Here is a 15,995-nt window from a genome sequence, read left to right as displayed (position 1 = left end):
CGGGTGGGTCTGACATCCCGGAGACGGCGGAAGCGACAGGGACGCGGAGGACACGGGAGATGGCGGGGAACACGGGATCGCGGGAGGCCGCGGGGGCGCGTGAGGTGACGGAGACCGGGGAGTCCGGGCGTCGGGCGGGCGGGGAGCGCGGGGCCGGAGCGGCCGGGGCGGTGGGCCGCCGCCGGTGGGACCTGCCGCGCGAGGTCGCCGCCGAGTGGGTGCGGCAGTCGTCGCTGCGGTCCACCTGGTGGGCCGTCGCCGCCGCGCTGGCGGGCATGGCCGTGTTCGCGGCGCTCATGGGCTACACGGAGTGGACCCGGATCATGGAGAACCCCGACGAGGCGGACGGCCGCGCGTTCATGCGGCTCATCTCGCAGGGGCACTTCTACCTCGTGCAGTTCGCGGTGCTGATCCTGGCCGCGCTCGCCTCGACCGGGGAGTTCGCCAACCGCAGTGTCACCAGCACTCTGCTGTGGCGGCCGGACCGGGGGACGGTGCTGGCGGCGCGCACGCTGGTGACCGCCGGTCTGGCCTTCGCGGTGGGCACGCTCGCCACGGTGGCCGGGGTGGCGGTGCTGGCCGGGTTCGTCGGCTGGTACACCGAAATCGACGTTCCCGGTGCCCTGGTGACGGCGCTGAGAGCGGGCGTGTGCATGGCCCTGTTCGCCGTGCTGTTCGTGGGCCTCGGCACGGCTCTGCGAAGCATGTCGGGCACGTTCACCGTGGGGTTCCTGCTTCTCATGGGGCTGCCGATGGTCATGCAGCTCTCCGGGGTGCAGGCGATCAACGACTTCGCGGCGCTGATGCCGGGGCTGGCGGGGATCGAGTTCTACGCGGGCGGTGACGTGGGGTTCTACACGGCGCCGCACGACGGGCCCGTGAACATCGCCGCGGTGGCGGGCTGGGCCCTGGCCGCGCAGATCGTGGCCCGCACCGAGCTGCGCGTCCGGGACGTGTAGGCCGGGGCCGGTGGCGGGGCGGCTCCCCTGCCGCCCCGCCACCGCGCCGTGCCGTCCCCGGTGGCGGTGCCCCCGGGGCGGCGGTGTCCCTGGAACGGGTGGCTTCCCGCCCCGGGGGATCCCTCCGGGGAGCCCGTCACCAGTCGTGGTCGATGAACTCCACCTCGGGGAGGTCGGAGGAGGGGCCCTCCAGGACCGGGGCGTCCTCCCCGCGCAGGTGGGCGTCGAAGAAGGCCGTGATGTGGGCGCGCTGGGCGCGGACCGACCCTTCCGGGTCGACGGTGCCGATCGCCCCGGCCACCAGGTCGTCCCAGGCGCGGCCGCCCGGGTGGTGGAACTCCTCGATGGCGGGCAGGATCCACTGCTGGTCGGTGTAGCCCATGTGCTCGCCGTCGGCCATGTACACCTCCAGGACGGGCGCGGACGAGGCCTCGACGAACATCCGGTAACCCTTGTCGTGCCCGCTGTGGTGCGGTTCCCGGCCACTGCCGGACACCCCCGCCGTCAGGAGTGCGAAGGGGCGGTCGGTCCCCCGCAGGTTGGCGTCCGCCCACACCTCGTCGCCCGAGTGGTAGCCGATGCTGCCGTCCATGTTGATTCCGGCGTCGATGCGGTCGTCCACCAGCATGGCCTCGGCGGCGGTGAACCCTCCGGCGGAGTGGCCGAACATGCCCACGGCGTTCAGGTCCAGCGCCTCGCCCAGCCCGGCGGGCGACTCCTGGTCACTCGCGTCGGGGCTGGCGCCCTCGGCCAGTTCGGTCAGGCCGTCCAGGACCAGTCGGGTGTCCGCGCGCCGGACCGCGATGGTCTCCCGTGCGGTGTCGGCGTCGTAGGAGGGCGCGTTCGTGCGCAGGACCCGGCCGTCGGGCATGTCCACGGCGAGCGTCTCGTACGGGTGGTCCATGGCCGCCACCACGTACCCGTGGGAGACGAGTTCCTCGATGTTGGAGGTGTTGAGGAAGCGGGGTTCCCGGAACCCGGGCGAGTAGAGGACCACGGGGAACGGGCCCGCGCCGGAGACGGCCGCGTCCTGGAGGGCGTTGGCGCGGGAGGCGGCGAAGTCGACGGTGTCGCGGTGGAGCCCGCCCTGTTCCAGCTGGCTCATCAGCACGTCGGCGACGGACGGCGTGATGTAGGGCGCGGGTTCGGGCTCGGTGCCGTCCCCGTCTTCCTCCCCGGCCGGGTACCAGACGCTGACCATGACGTCCCGGGAGGCGGCCTCCTCCACCCACGGATGTCCCCGGTCGGGATCGACGAGGTGCAGTTCGGTCCGGCCGACGGCGTGCGGGCCGGTGGGTTCGGGCGGTGTGAGGACCAGACCTCCGGGATCGGTGACGGCGGTGACGACGGTGGGGATCGAGAACGTCGCGGCGAGGACGAGGACGGCCGACCCGTAGGCGAGCGCGCGCTTCCTCCGGACGGAGCTGGTGGTGGTCATGTCCGTATCCTCGGCCGCCGGGCCCTTCGCGCACATCGCCTGGACGGCAGCGGTCGGGTAGGCACAAAGGGGTAGACGGCCGAAGGGCCGGAGAAGGACCGCGGGAGTGGGCGGCGGGGCGCGGGCCCACGTGGTCGCACGCGTGGCCGGACCCGGCCGGGAGGGGGTGGAGGGCGGAGGCGGAAGGGAACGGACGGGAACGGAAGGGAGAGGCGTGTGGACGGGGACCGAGCGGCCCGGTGCAGGCAGTGAGGCCCGGTGCCGATAGTGCGGGTCCGATACCGCCGGTGAGGTCCGGTACCGGCGGCGGGGAGACCCACCGGGGAGACCCGCTGAGGGCACGCGTGCGCGGGAGGGCCCTGGGGACCCCCACTTTCCATGAGACAGCAGCGGACCCCCGCACCGCCAGGCCCGGCCCGCGCCTGTGGACGACGGCCCCCGCGCCTCGGTGCGGCCGAGGTCAGGGCACCCCGTACCCCACCGCGTCGGTGAGGTCCCTCCAGTACGAGTTCAGGGAGCTCCACGCCTGGCCGCACTCCGTGGTCGAGCCGTGTTCCTCGGAGCCGAACCAGTCCTCGCAGGCGCCGAGTTCCTCGACCGCCCCGTCCAGTCCGTCGAGCGCGGCGGAGACGTCGGCGTACTCCTCCGGGTCCGGGCTCGCCTCGACCTCCTCCCGTATGGGCTCGACCACGTCGTCGGTGACCGTGGAGCGGATACGGTCCAGGTCGCAGCCGTCCCGGACGCTGTCGGCCAACCCCGGAGCGCAGTAGAACAGCGTGGTGTCGAGGGCTCCCACCTCCGGGTCGAACCGGTCGAAGCGCGATGTGTCCGGGGAACCGTCCGTCTCGGAGGCGGAAGCGGGGGCGTCCGACTCGGCGGCCTCGGAGAGCGGGGCGCCCGGATCGTCCGGGGAGCCGCCGCACCCTGCGAGCAGCAGGGCCAGAACCGGGAGCAGGCCCGCCGGTGCGGCGCGGTACGGCGGGCGTGCGGATCGGGGGCGGGACGTGCGTTTGATCGGGACCACTGGTGAAGCCCTCTCCGAACAGGGGGTTTGGGGGATGGGGCACACGTTAACCAGGGGTCGGGCCGAGCGACAGGAGTTCACCGGATCGAAACGCACGAGTGGTCGACCCGGCGGTGCGCGGACGGTGGTCCTGAGGGCCCGGTCCGGCCCGGTCCGGCCCGGCCTGGCCGGACCTCAGACCAGTCCGGCCTCGTAGGCGAGGATGGCGGCCTGGACCCGGTTGCGCACGTCGAGCCGGGTGAGGATCGACCCCACGTGCACCTTGACCGTGCCCGAGGCGATCGCCAGGCGGCGGGCGATCTCGTCGTTCGGGCACCCCTCGCCGACCAGCGCCAGCACCTCGCGTTCGCGCTCCGTGAGCCGTCCGACCCGCTTCCTGGCCTGCGACGCCCGGGACAGCCGCCCTCCGGAGGCGTCCAGCTCGTCGATCACCCGGCGCGCCACCTCCGGTGACAGGTACGCTCCGCCGTCCGCGACCGCGCGGAGCCCGTCCACCAGCTGCCGGGGGTCGCCGCTCTTGAGCACGAACCCGTCGGCACCGCCGGAGAGGGCACGCGCGATGTAGGCGTCCTCGGAGAAGGTGGTGAGGATGACGACCGCCGTCCCCGGGTACTCCGCGGCGATGGCCTCCGTCGCGGCCAGGCCGTCCGTGCCGGGCATCTGCACGTCCAGCAGGGCGATGTCGGGCCGGTGCTCGGCCACCAGGGCCACGGCGGCGGCGCCGTCCCCGGCCTCGCCCACCACCTCGATACCGGGCACCGAGGACAGGATCGCGCGGATACCCGCGCGCATCATCGCCTCGTCGTCGGCGAGAACGACGCTCAGCACCCCGCCACCGTCTGTCGCGTTCACGCCGACACCCTACTCGGCACCCGGCCGGGGCGTGCTCGGGGCGCGTGCGGCGGACGACCGGGCCCGCCGCACGAGGGGCGGCGCCCGCCGAACGCGCCCTACTCGAAGCGCTGGATCTCGTCCTTGGACACCAGGACCCCGTCCGCGAAGCACAGCCGGTACACCGGAGGCAGCCCGTTCTCGTACCGCACCAGGTAGAAGGAGCACCGGGCACCGGGCGGCTCCGGCGGCCGGCCGGGCACCGACCGCTCGGGGTAGTCGAACCGGGGCAGCACCCGTTCCACCTGCTCCCGGTCGTCTCCCACGGACAGCCGCCCGTAGCGCTCGGGCGGCAGGACGGTGTTGACACCGACCCACGCCAGCAGCCCGAGACCGGCCAGCACCGTCCCCAGGCCCAGGGCGGCCGGGACGGTCACGGCGGCGACCAGCCGGCGCCGGGCGCCCTCACGGGCCTCGCTGTGGGCGCGCCGGGTCTCCCAGGCCCCGGCCCCGTCCTCCGCCCCGCCGTCCGCGCGGCCGACGCCGGAGTCCGGGACGGTCGCCCGCACGGTGAACCCCGCGCCGTCCTGCGGGCCGGCGTCGAGGCCGCCGCCGGACTCCTCCACCAGGGAGCGCAGTCCGGCCAGGCCGGACCCCTCCCGCCTGCGTGCGGGCAGGAGCGCCTCCGCGGCGGAGCCGGTGTCACTGACCGACACCCGGGTCCGGTCGGCCTCGCGGACCACCCGCACGGTCACCTCGGCCCCCGGCGCGTACTTGGCCGCGTTGGTCAGCGCCTCCTGGACCACCCGGTACACGACCCCGCCGCCCGGGGTCGCCGGGTCCGGGTCGGGGCCCTCCCGCAGGAGCCGGACCGGCATCCCGGCGTCCGAGGCGCGCTGCACCAGGGAGGCCACCGGTTCGGGAGCGTCGCCGCCGCCTGCGCCATCGCCGTCACCGGGGTCCTCGCCGCCCTCCCGCAGCACCCCGATGACCTCCCGCAGCCGCAGGTTGGCCTCGTGCGCGGCCGTGCGCAGCTCACCGGCGGCCCTTCGCCGCTCGGGGTCCTCCTGGGCGGTCATCTCCAAGGCGGCGGCGCGGACCGCGATCAGCGCGAGGTCGTGCCCGAGGGAGTCGTGCATCCGGCTCGCGATGCGGGCGCGCTCCCGCAGGCGGGCCCGGTCGGCCTCGGCGGCACGGGACCGCTCCATGCGTTCGGCGATCTCCCAGCCGCCCCGCGCCACCCGGCGGTACAGCCGCTGGTACCGGCCGAACAGCCACGGGGCGAACGTGCTCAGGGTGATGGCGAGGGCGCCGCCCATCCAGTCCACGGAGTCGGACAGGAACGTACGGGTGTCGGAGCCGAGCACGATCCCCGACAGCAGGTACAGGACGAAGGTGAACCCGCACGCCACGGCCACCGTCGCGACCATGGGGCGCACACGCTCGGAGCGCGTCCCCGCGAGGAACGACAGGGCCATCACGGCCAGCCACGGCGAGATCACGGAGTTGGGCACCAGCAGGAGGACGGAGGCCGACGTCTGCAGGGTCGCACCGGTGAGCATGACGCCCACGGCGGTGAGGGGGAGGGAGCGGCGCAGGGCGGCCGCGACGCCCAGGGCGAGGAGGAGTACGCACATCTCCAGGAACGGCGGCCGGTCGGGGGGTCCGGACAGTTCGGCCACCATGACCAGGCCCAGCAGCGTCCACAGGGCGGCCTCGGTGGCGGGGCGGATCCACCGGCGCAGTCTTTCCCGCATCACCACAGGTTAGGCCGTCTCCCCGGGGAGCCCTCCCGGTCACCTCCCGGCCCTTGGGCCTCCCGCACCCCATCCCCCGCGCTTACGGGCACTCGCGCCCCGTTTCCGGGCCCGCTCGGCCTCCCGTGTGCCGCTCCCGGCCCTTTTAGCATCCCGCGCAACGCCTCCACGCACCTCCGGACGCCCACGCGCCCACCGGTGCATCCCTTTCACCCCTGCCGGAAGACGGGCGCCAGCGCGGCCTCGAAGCGGTCGAGCCACTCACCCGGACCGCCCTCCACCCACGGGCAGTCGCGGACGAAGTGCCTCCACTCGCCGAACACGAGCTCTCCGGCGTGGCTCTCCTCCTGCCGGAGGTACCGCTCGTCCACGGTCTCGGCCTCGGCCCCCATCTCCGGGCGCAGCACACTGACCAGCAGTTCGCGCGACGGACGCGCGTTCTCGGCCAGCAGGACGGCGTCGTAGAGGTCCTTGCCCTGCGTGTGCATGTCCGTGTAGAGCCACAGCACCTTCCAGGCCAGGGACAGCTCCGCGCTGGCCGCCAGCACGTCCGCCCCCGCGACGGTGACCGCCACCGGGGGCTCGGGGAGGGGCTCGTTGAACACCACGTCGATCTGCACGGTGCCCGGCGGCAGGCCCTCGGCGTGCCAGGGCACGACCACGCGGCGTCCCGGCACCCGCTCGTAGGTCCAGATGCTCTCCAGCCGCACGTCCTCGGCGGCGAAGGAGATCCCGTCCGCGGACGAGGACGCGACCGCCCCGACGACGTCCGCCAGCATGCGCTCCGCGGGGTCGCCGAACGGGGCGGTCTCGGCGGGCACCACCACGAAGTCCAGGTCGCGCGGGCGCCGGGCTGCCTCACCCACCCACACCGGCATGAGCATGCTGCCGCGCAGCACCAGGTTCTCCCGCCACGGTGTCGCCGCGATCGCGCGCAGGGCCAGCTCCATCGCCCGCTGGTTGGCGTCCCACCAGCGGGATCCCAGGGCCGGGTCGGTGAACACGGGCTCGCCCGCCCGGTAGGCGTCGTCCAGGTGCTTGAGCGCCGGGTCGAACACCGGTTCCTGAACGGCCTCCGGGCCGGAGGTGTTGGGCAGATAGGTGTCGGGGTGCCTGTCCCGGTCGCCGCCGATCCCGTCCACGTCCGGCGGGGCATCGCCGTACCCGGGGGCCGGCGCGGCGTCCATCCACCCGGCGTCCACGGACAGGGCCGTGTCGTGGACGACGAACTCGCGCTCGACCGACAGGACCCGGGACCAGGGGCCGTGCCTGTGCTCGAACCTCACCCCGGACGTCTCCAGAGCCCGGAACAGGTGGCGCTCCAGGCGGGAGGCCTCCCGGTGGCCCGCACGTGAGCACCGCTGGGTGACGAACCGCTCCTGGAAGCCGTCCTCGCGCGCCCTGCGCGCGTTGCGGGACAAACGCGCGCGGTGCGGTTCCACGATCGCCGAGAGCGCCGCCAGGTCGGCCCCCGGCGGCAGCAGCAGCTTGACGTGCGTCTCGAAGTAGCACGACTCCGGCAGCCGCTCGGCCGCCTCGCGCGAGGCCGGGACCCCGTCGGCCTCGCGGGGCACCTCGATCTTGGTGCGGGTGACCGCGAAACCGGCCTCGTCCAGCCGCGCGGCCCACCGCCGCGCCACGGCCAACTCCCCCTCCAGGGTGCCCCTCCCGTGGTAGGTGACCATCGGCTGCGACGGGGACTCGCCCCGGTCCAGTTCGATGTGGGTGAACTTGAGCCCGTTCTCCCGTGCCCACTCCGCCGCCTCCGCCACGCGCCCGGGTGTGGGCGCGTCCAGGGTCAGGTGGGTCTCGAAGGATCCGGAGAACTCCATCAGGGGATCTTCCTCTGCCTCGGCGGTATGCCGTTGGAACGTATCGGAACCCGGTTCCGGGGCGAGGGGGAGCCCGGTGGTTCCGGCCCGGACCCCGTGCTTCCGCAGCGATCCCGCCAGCCGACCGGCTTCGGCCGGGGAGCCGGCGCGGGTCCGGGTCAGCGCGGGGCCAGGCCCTCGAAGAGCACGCGGACCACGTCCGCCAGGGCCGCCTCGATCTCCTCGGGGGAGGCCGTGGCGCTGAACACGGTGAGGCCGTGCAGGGTCGCGGACACGGTGAACGCGAGGGTCACCGGATCTCCCTCGGCGATCTCACCGGCGGCCTGGCCGTCGAGGAGGGGCCGTACCACCAGGTCCAGCAGCCGCGACACGGCGTCGGAGAGCTGCTCGGAGACGTCGGGATCGTGCTTGCGCGTGTACATGAGGTCGAGCAGCGCCTCGTGCTCGGCCGCGAACCCCACGTAGGTTCTGGCCAGGGCGAGGACCTGGGCGCGGACGTCCCCTCCGGAGGCGGCCGCATCCTCCAACCGTCCGATCAGCCGCTCGAAGCCGGTCAGGGCCAGCGCGTCCAGCAGCGCCTGCTTGTCCCTGAAGTGGCGGCCAGGAGCGGCGTGGCTGACCCCCGCCTCACGGGCGAGCTCGCGCAGGGACAGCGCCGCGGGACCGCGCTCGGCCAGGGCGCGCTCGGCGCTGGTGAGCAGAGCGGCGCGCAGGTCTCCGTGGTGGTAGGGGCGATCGGCCATGAGACCCAGGATAAACGGATGTTTCCATCGTCATCATTGCTCCCGTGGACAACCCCCGGGAGCTCGCCTACCGTGGCGAGATGGACACCACAGCGGTCAGAATCCCCGATCTCAGCGGCCGCACGGCGGTCGTCACCGGAGCCAACAGCGGCCTGGGCGTCGAGACCACGCGTGTACTGGCCAGGGCCGGCGCGCGCGTCGTGATGGCCGTACGCGACGAGGAGAGGGGCCGTGCCGCGGCCGACACCGTCAACGGCGACACCGAGGTGCGCCGCCTGGACCTGGCGGATCTGGCGTCCGTGCGCTCCTTCGCCGAACAGTGGCGGGGCGACATCCACCTGCTCGTCAACAACGCGGGCATCATGGCGGTGGCCCAGGGCAGGACCAAGGACGGTTTCGAGCTGCAGTTCGGCACCAACCACCTCGGCCACTTCGCCCTGACCAACCTCCTCCTGGAACACGTCACGGGCCGGGTGGTCACCGTCTCCTCCAGCTTCCACCGGATGGCGCGGGGCATCGACTTCGACGACGTCAACCTGGAACGGAGCTACACCCCCTACAGGGCCTACTCCCAGTCCAAGCTCGCCAACCTGCTGTTCACGCTGGAACTCCAGCGCCGTCTGGAGGCCGTCGGCTCCCCGGTGCTCTCCACCGCCGCCCACCCCGGTTACGCGGCGACCAACCTGCAGAGCCACGGCGCCAACCCGTTCTCCCGCGGGATCGCGCTGCTGGGCAACAGGATCTTCGCCCAGAGCGCCGCCAACGGCGCCCTGCCCACGATCTTCGCCGCCACCCAGGACGTGCCCGGCGCGGCCTACGCCGGACCCAAGGCCATGGGAGGCACGCGCGGCGCCCCCGCCCTCTCCAGCCGGAGCGAGGAGGCCTGGGACGGCCGCGCCGCCAAGCGCCTGTGGACCCTCTCGGAGGAGCTCACCGGGGTCACCTTCCCGCTCCGGGCCGCCGACCGGATCTGACGCCCACCCCTCCCACGCCCCGTCCCCGCTCCGCCCGCGCCCTCCACCACACGCCCGGACACACGCCGGGCCCCGCCGCGCCGGAGGATCCGGCACCGGTCGGGGCCCGCCGAGCGGCCGCCTAGGGCGTGTTTTTTGAACGGGTCAGGTCGCGGAGCCAGATCCGGATCGAGGCCACCTGCACCGTGCCGTCGTAGATCGCGGCCCGCTTGTCATAGCGGGTCGCGACCGCCCGGTTCTGCTTGAGCAGGTTGATCGCCCGCTCCACCGTGTTGCGGCCCCGGTAGGCCACCCGGTCAAAAGCCGGGGGCCTACCACCCGCCGAACCTTTGCGTCGGCGGTGTTCGCGCTGGTCACGGGGTTGGGCTATGGTCGCCTTGATCTTACGGCGGCGCAGATGGGCTCGGCTGGCTCTGTTGGAGTAGGCCTTGTCGCCCAGCAACCGGTCCGGGCGGGTGCGCGATCGTCCCGCGGTGCGCGGCAATCGCAGGTCGCCCATCAGGGGTGTGAACATGAGTGCGTCCCCACGCTGGCCCGGGCTGGTGGCCAGTACCAGCGGGCGCCGGTACTGATCGGCGATCAGGTGGATCTTGGTGGTCAGCCCGCCCCGGGAGCGTCCGAGTGCTTCGGCCCCGTCCGGTTCCTCCCGCGCTGCGTCCCCTTTTTCGCTGCCCCGGCAGCGTGCTGATGGGCCCGGACAGTGGTGGAGTCGATGCTCGCGATGAGCTCTTCGCCGCTGTTGGCGTCGATGCGCAGCCGGTCGGCGATCCTTTGCCAGGTGCCGTCCAGGGACCAGCGGCGGTGGCGCCCGGCGGCGGTCTCCCAGGGACCGTAGCGCTCTGGTAGGTCGCGCCAGGGGATGCCGGTGCGGGCGCGGAACAGGATCGCGTTGATGACCTTGCGGTGATCGGCCCACTTCTTGCCCTTGGCAGGGTCGGCGGGCAGGAGCGGGGCGAGCAGGGCCCACTCGGCATCGGAGAGTTCATGACGGCCAGGCACGTCAACCACGATGCCAGCGTGAGCCCCGCTCCGCTCCCACTTCCAAAAAACAGTGCCTAGGGCTTGAGGACCAGCTCGTCCGCGGCGGCCTCGCGGACCGCCTCCTCGCTGACCGCGAACGGCAGGGTCCCGCCCCGGCTCCACAGCTCCAGCTGGTCGTCGTAGTGGTCGTGGAACGCGTGGCCCGAGTTGCCGGTCAGGTGCACCCACGTGGACGCGTCCCGGTCGGACAGGTCCACCACCATCCGCATCGACGGCACCGCGGTGACGGCGTACCCCTCGGTCGGGTCCCAGCCGGTGGCGTTGACGATGCTGGACCCGCCGGAGCTCTCCACCGGACCCCGGTTGAACAGCCACTCGACCGGGCCGATGCCCGAGGTGCCGAACGACTCGTGGGTCGCGGTCAGGGTGTGCAGGTCGCCCCAGCGCCAGTCGGCGGGGTCCTCGCCCAGCCGCTCGGACAGCTCCTCGGCCGCCGCGTCCATCGCCGCGGCGAGCACCTCCTCGCGCCCGCTGGCCCGCTCACCCTTCCACCAGTGCGACTCCGGGTCCTCCAGCAGTTCCGAGACCACGTACATCCCGCGCGAGCTGCCGCTCATGGTCAGCGGCTCCAGCTCGTCGAACAGCAGCGGCAGCAGGTGGCGCCAGGTGGCCTGGTAGAACGCGGCACCGGCGGAGTCCTCGCCGGTGAACAGGTCCCAGTCCCCCAGCTGCTCCTGCGCCCGTGCGGTGGTGCCCTCCACGTCCGCCTCCAGCAGGTACGGGACGACGTCGACGGCGCCGCCGTGGAACGAGTCCATGTGGATGCGCGACATGTCCTCACCGGTCACCGGACCTTCGGCGATCGCCTCGTCGAGCAGGTCGTTGATCCGCTGCGACCGGTAGCCGTAGTCCCAGTCGCCCGTGAGCATGTGCTCGTAGTCCGCGTCCACGACCGACTGGTTCGCGGTGACGATGACCCCCGACTCGGGGTTGTACACGCTCGGCAGTTCGTCGAAGGGGATGTACTCCTTCCAGTCGTGGTCGGAGTCCCAGCCGGGGGCGGGGTAGCGGCCGTCGCCCTCGCCGCGGACCGGCACCGTGCCGGGGGTCTGGTAGCCGATGTTGCCCTCGTCGTCCGCGTAGATGAGGTTCTGCGCCGGGACGTCGAACTGGCTGGCCGCCTCGCGGAAGTCGTCCCATCCGCGGGCGCGGTTCATGGTGAAGATGGAGTCCGCCGTGGTCCCCGGGGTCAGCGCGGTCCACTGCAGGGCGACGGCGTACTCGCCCTCTCCGGCGCCCTCCAGGTCGGGCTCCTCCGCGATCGAGGCCAGGTCGGAGCCCGCGCCGGTGTCGGACAGCAGCGGCCCGTGGTGGGTGGAGCGCACGGTGATGTCGACGTCCTCGCCGCCCGCGACCCTGATGGTCTCCTCGCGGGTCTCCAGCGGTCGGGTCTCGCCGTCGACCACGTAGTTCCCGCCCTCGATCCGCTCCACGTACAGGTCCATGACGTCGGGGTTGACGTTGGTGAAGCCCCAGGCGATCGACTCGTTCTGGCCGATGATCACGCCGGGCAGGCCGGAGAAGCTGAACCCGCTGACGTCGAAGGGGCAGGCCTCGGTCAGCTCGGTGCAGTGCAGTCCGATCTGGTACCAGGTGGAGGGCATGGCCGCGCCCAGGTGGGGGTCGTTGGCCAGCAGGGGCTTGCCGCTCTCGGTGTGCTCGCCGCCGACCACCCACGAGTTGGAGCCGAGGTCGGGGCTGGTGCTGGGGCCGAGCATCCGCGGGAGCGACGCGGCGGTCTCGGCCACGTCGGCGAGGGCGGGGACGGCGCCCTCGGGAAGCTCGGGGGAGCGGTGCTCGTCGGCCTCCCGGAGGCCGCTCTCGCTCCCGGCCCCGGTTCCGGCCGCCCCGTGCTCGTCGGTGTCCGTGATGGGCCGGTGCTCCTCGAAGGGGTAGGTCGGGTAGAGCTCCTCGACCTGCTCCTTCGTCAGTCCGGCGTCGATCAGCTGGGCGCGCTCGGACTCCTCCTGCATGTTGCCGCCCAGGTCCCAGGCCATGGCCTTGAGCCAGGCGAGGCTGTCGACCGGGGTCCACTCCTCGATCTCGTGGCCGCCGTTGAGCACTTCGAGCAGCCCGTACTCCAGGCTGGCCTCCGCCCCGTCGTTCTCGGCCAGCCAGGCGTTGACCCCGGCCGCGTAGGAGTCCAGGTACCCCTGCGTCTCGGGGGCGAGGAGGTCGTACTCCTGCTCGGCGACGTGCCGCCAGCCCATGGTGCGCAGGTAGGCGTCGGTCTCCACCTGGTCGGGGCCGAACAGCTCGGCCGTGCGCCCCGCCGTGACGTGGCGGCGGAAGTCCATCTCCCAGAAGCGGTCCTGGGCGTGCGTGAACCCCTGCGCCATGAAGAGGTCGTGGGTGTTGTCCGCGTAGACGTGGGCGACGCCGTACTCGTCGCGCAGCACGGTGACGGAGGACTCCAGGCCCGGGACGGTGAGTTCTCCGGAGGTCTCGGGGAAGGACCTGCGGACCGTCCACACTCCCAGGAGCGCGCCGACCAGGGCCAGCACCACGGCGGTGGAGAGAAGGCCCAAAAGCACACGAACGAGGACACGCTTACGCATTACACCCATGGCGGAACCCTAGAGTGCGCCCGGTCACGGTATCCAGAGACGGGCGACACGTGATCCCAATTGTTACCAACTGGTAGGTCCCGGTGGATCCCCGTGGAGGCGGCGGTGAACGGGCGGTGTCCGCGGCGGGCACCGCCCGTTGGAGTGTTTCCCCGCGGTCGGCTCACCCAACCCGGTCGAGGTAGAGGCGGATCACCGCGGCGAGGTCGCCCATGTCGTCGGCCGTGTCCCCGGAGGGCGCGGCGGGTTCGGTGGGGCTGACGGGGGCGGCGGGCCCGGTGGGCTCGCTGGGTTCGGCCAGCAGGTCGCCGACCGGGATCCGGGGGAGCGGGGGCATGTAGGGGCGGACCAGGGCGCCCGCGGCCTCGTCGGGATCGGTCCCGCGCCTGTCGTCGCGGTGGTCGCTCCTTCGCCAGACGTCATCGGCCGGGAAGTCCGGCGGGTCCTGGGCGCCTGGCCGCCGCCGCGAGGGCGCGGGCGGCAGTTCCCGGCGATGGGGCGGCGGCGTGATCGCGGCCCTCTGGGGCTGGGGGCGCCGGAGGCACTGGGGGTGCTGCGGGACGAACACGGCGGCCAGGGCGACGGCCAGCAGTGCGGCGGTCAGCGCCCACACGCGTCCGGCCAGGCTCTGGCGGGGCCTGCGGTGCCTCCCGCTAGGGTGGTGTTCCACGGTCTTCCTCCTGCTTGCTCAGGTGGTTGATCGAGCCCCGGCCTGGTGGGTGCAAGCACCGGTTCGGGGCGTCTTCTTTTCTTCTGGGTTCGCGTTCGGGCGGGTGTCATTGGCCCCGGTGGGGCTGCGCTTCCCGCCCGGTGGCGCGGATCTGCTCGTCGAGCTGGTGCGGCGTGGCCGCGCTCAGCGGCGCGACGTGGTGAGGGCCGAGGTGGAAGGCGAAGAAGCGGCGCGAGCCCGGTCCCCACAGCACCCACCACCAGGGGTGGTGAAGCTGCTCCAGGAGGCGGGCGGCCTCGTACTGGGCGTCGTCCTGGCCGCGGTCCCACGCCATGCCGTGTTCCTCAGGCCTCGACGGTCTCGGGCACGGGCGCGTAGGGGTTGATGTGCGCCCAGACCGTCAGGGGCCTGCCGGGTTCGCCGTCCCAGCCCCACTCCACGGACAGCCGGTCCACGAGGCGCAGACCCCGACCGCACGTGGTCAAGGCGTCGGCTTCCGAGGCCAACCGGGGTACGTGTAGGGGCTGTCCGGGGCGCGGCCCGTCGTCGGTGACCGCCACGAGGAGGACGCGCTCCAGCAGGTGTCGCATCTGGACCCTCACCCGCCCGCATTCGGCGCCGGAAGCGCTGTGCCGCCAGGCGTTGGCCACCAGCTCGCTCACCACCAGCAGCACCGGGAAGGCGCGGTGCGCGGGCAGGCGGACGCCCCGCTGGCACCAGCTGCGGATCTGCGCAGCCTGCGAAGGCTGGGAGCCGAAGAACGCCGTGCGCGTTCCCGTGCCCCCGCTGGGGAACCGGCGCGGCAGCCCGCTCCCGGGCGCCCGCCACTCCTCCTCCACCGCCCGCCTCGGTCGAGGCACGCCAAACCTGTCCATCGCAAATCCCCTTAGGCCAACAGTCACCTGGTGTGTCTGTCTCCAAGCAATGAGTATGCAGACACGCAGGGCGATGCGCAATGGATTCTAGAGAAATTTGCGCGAAGGCTGATTGCCACAAGTTGGCTCTCTGGGTAGGGATGCGCCAAACTGGACACATCCCGGCTCCTGGAGGTCATCGGTGGGGCAGAGCCCAGCAGGCGTCACCCGGCGCACCATCGCCCGCGTCATGAAGCGCGCCCGTATCCGGGCGGGTATCAAGAGCGGGACCGCGGCTCGCCACGCCGACATCAGCCCAGGCACGCTGACCAAGTACGAGAAGGCGGAGAACCCCTGGCCCGTACCGGTCGTGTACGTGCTCAGCGAGTTCTACGGGCTGTCCCAAGAGGACCGAGACAAACTCGTCGACCTGGCCAGACAGAAGGAACTCGGCTGGTGGCACAGGCACCGGGACATTCCCGAGTGGTTCGAGTCCTACGTCGGCCTGGAATCCGAAGCGCACACCGTGCTGAACTACGAGGACGGCACCATCCCCGGGCTGCTCCAGACTGCCGACTACGCCCGTGCCGTGCTCTCGGCCGATGTCGATGCCGATTCGGACGAACAGGTGGAAGCTCATGTCACCGTGCGTATGCAACGTCAGAAACGCCTGACCGAGGATCCGCCTCTCCAGTTCAACGCGGTGGTCAACGAGAGCGCCCTCTACCGCACCATCGGTAGCGCGAAGATCATGAGTGAACAGCTCTCGTTCCTGGTGGAACGTGCGGAGCTGCCCAACGTGGATCTCCGGGTCCTACCTTTCGAGTCTGGTGCCCATGCCGCCAGCGAAGGAAGTTTCGTCCTCATGCAGTTCCCTGACCTGCTGGCTGATGTCAGCTTCGGGGACGTCGTTCTCGTTGAGTACCGGGCAGGTGCCCTCTACTTGGAGAAGGACCCTGACATCGACCTCTTCTCGCGCATCTTTCAGCGTGTCCAGCACCAGGCTTGGAACCCCGAGGAATCCGTCAAACGCATCCAGAGCGTCCGCAGCGAACGATACGAAGGATGAGGCACAAGGTGGTTTTCAACGAGGCCGAGCGTGTGGCCTGGCACAAGTCCAGCTACTCCGGTGGTGGCGGTGGAAACTGTATTGAGGTCTCTGAAGGGCGGAGTGTTCTGGTGCGTGACACGCAGCATCGCGAGCTCGGTCATCTCGCCTTCGCCAGCCTTGAGTGGAACGGCTTGCTCGCCACCCTCAAGGCGCGTCAGCCGTAGTCGCATCGGGTACCTCGGAACTACCCCAGG

Annotated in this window: 14 protein-coding genes and 1 pseudogene; 4 read left to right on the top strand and 11 right to left on the bottom strand. The window is 72.2% G+C overall.

Features of this window, described 5'->3' with window-relative positions; genetic code table 11:
* Positions 1-59 precede the first annotated feature (59 nt).
* On the top strand, positions 60-959 hold the full coding sequence (locus A6A08_RS23080) for an ABC transporter permease (protein WP_073704741.1): 900 nt from the start codon (positions 60-62) through the stop codon (positions 957-959).
* A 136-nt stretch (positions 960-1,095) separates the two neighbouring features.
* On the opposite strand, the gene A6A08_RS23075 is transcribed toward A6A08_RS23080, so the two are convergent.
* The 6 genes from A6A08_RS23075 to A6A08_RS23050 form a co-directional block, all read right to left on the bottom strand.
* Positions 1,096-2,397, bottom strand: a complete 1,302-nt coding sequence (locus A6A08_RS23075; protein ID WP_073704740.1) for an alpha/beta hydrolase — start codon at positions 2,395-2,397, stop codon at positions 1,096-1,098.
* 460 nt (positions 2,398-2,857) lie between these two features.
* Complete coding sequence (locus tag A6A08_RS27755) at positions 2,858-3,421, bottom strand: hypothetical protein (protein WP_073704739.1); 564 nt, start codon at positions 3,419-3,421, stop codon at positions 2,858-2,860.
* A 174-nt stretch (positions 3,422-3,595) separates the two neighbouring features.
* A complete protein-coding gene (locus tag A6A08_RS23065) occupies positions 3,596-4,249 on the bottom strand; it encodes a response regulator transcription factor (protein WP_073704738.1) in 654 nt (217 codons plus the stop codon).
* 122 nt (positions 4,250-4,371) lie between these two features.
* Positions 4,372-6,009, bottom strand: a complete 1,638-nt coding sequence (locus A6A08_RS23060; protein ID WP_073705026.1) for a sensor histidine kinase — start codon at positions 6,007-6,009, stop codon at positions 4,372-4,374.
* A gap of 209 nt (positions 6,010-6,218) precedes the next feature.
* Positions 6,219-7,841, bottom strand: a complete 1,623-nt coding sequence (locus A6A08_RS23055; protein ID WP_073704737.1) for a nucleotidyl transferase AbiEii/AbiGii toxin family protein — start codon at positions 7,839-7,841, stop codon at positions 6,219-6,221.
* Positions 7,842-7,999: 158 nt separating this feature from the next.
* Positions 8,000-8,584 (bottom strand): TetR/AcrR family transcriptional regulator, encoded by a 585-nt coding sequence (locus A6A08_RS23050; RefSeq protein WP_073704736.1) that lies wholly within the window; start codon positions 8,582-8,584, stop codon positions 8,000-8,002.
* A gap of 80 nt (positions 8,585-8,664) precedes the next feature.
* On the opposite strand from A6A08_RS23050, the gene A6A08_RS23045 reads away from it, so the two are divergent.
* Complete coding sequence (locus A6A08_RS23045) at positions 8,665-9,558, top strand: oxidoreductase (RefSeq protein ID WP_073705025.1); 894 nt, start codon at positions 8,665-8,667, stop codon at positions 9,556-9,558.
* A 121-nt stretch (positions 9,559-9,679) separates the two neighbouring features.
* Here the strand turns inward: A6A08_RS23045 and A6A08_RS23040 are convergent.
* The 5 genes and pseudogenes from A6A08_RS23040 to A6A08_RS23020 form a co-directional block, all read right to left on the bottom strand.
* A pseudogene (locus A6A08_RS23040) lies at positions 9,680-10,557 on the bottom strand (IS5 family transposase).
* 56 nt (positions 10,558-10,613) lie between these two features.
* Positions 10,614-13,157: a penicillin acylase family protein gene (locus A6A08_RS23035; protein WP_242422858.1), complete on the bottom strand. Its 2,544-nt coding sequence runs from the start codon at positions 13,155-13,157 to the stop codon at positions 10,614-10,616.
* A 172-nt stretch (positions 13,158-13,329) separates the two neighbouring features.
* On the bottom strand, positions 13,330-13,836 hold the full coding sequence (locus A6A08_RS23030; protein WP_083609239.1) for a hypothetical protein: 507 nt from the start codon (positions 13,834-13,836) through the stop codon (positions 13,330-13,332).
* 106 nt (positions 13,837-13,942) lie between these two features.
* A complete protein-coding gene (locus A6A08_RS23025; RefSeq protein WP_073704733.1) occupies positions 13,943-14,170 on the bottom strand; it encodes a hypothetical protein in 228 nt (75 codons plus the stop codon).
* Between the two features lie 10 nt (positions 14,171-14,180).
* Entirely contained in the window at positions 14,181-14,696 is a 516-nt protein-coding gene (locus A6A08_RS23020; protein ID WP_378699174.1) for an ATP-binding protein, read from the bottom strand.
* Positions 14,697-14,892: 196 nt separating this feature from the next.
* Here A6A08_RS23020 and A6A08_RS23015 point away from each other — a divergent pair, with 196 nt between their 5' ends.
* Both A6A08_RS23015 and A6A08_RS23010 read left to right on the top strand, forming a co-directional pair.
* Positions 14,893-15,759 carry a helix-turn-helix transcriptional regulator gene (locus A6A08_RS23015; protein ID WP_242422837.1) on the top strand — a complete coding sequence of 289 codons (867 nt, stop codon included), beginning with the start codon at positions 14,893-14,895 and terminating at the stop codon, positions 15,757-15,759.
* A complete protein-coding gene (locus A6A08_RS23010; protein ID WP_073704732.1) occupies positions 15,756-15,965 on the top strand; it encodes a DUF397 domain-containing protein in 210 nt (69 codons plus the stop codon). The genes A6A08_RS23015 and A6A08_RS23010 overlap by 4 nt, the downstream gene beginning before the upstream one ends.
* The last annotated feature ends 30 nt before the right edge of the window (positions 15,966-15,995 follow it).

Source organism: Nocardiopsis sp. TSRI0078, from assembly GCF_001905145.1.
GTDB lineage: Bacteria > Actinomycetota > Actinomycetes > Streptosporangiales > Streptosporangiaceae > Nocardiopsis.
Note: the sequence above shows the minus strand (reverse complement) of the source record. Positions and strands in the feature narration are given on the sequence as shown.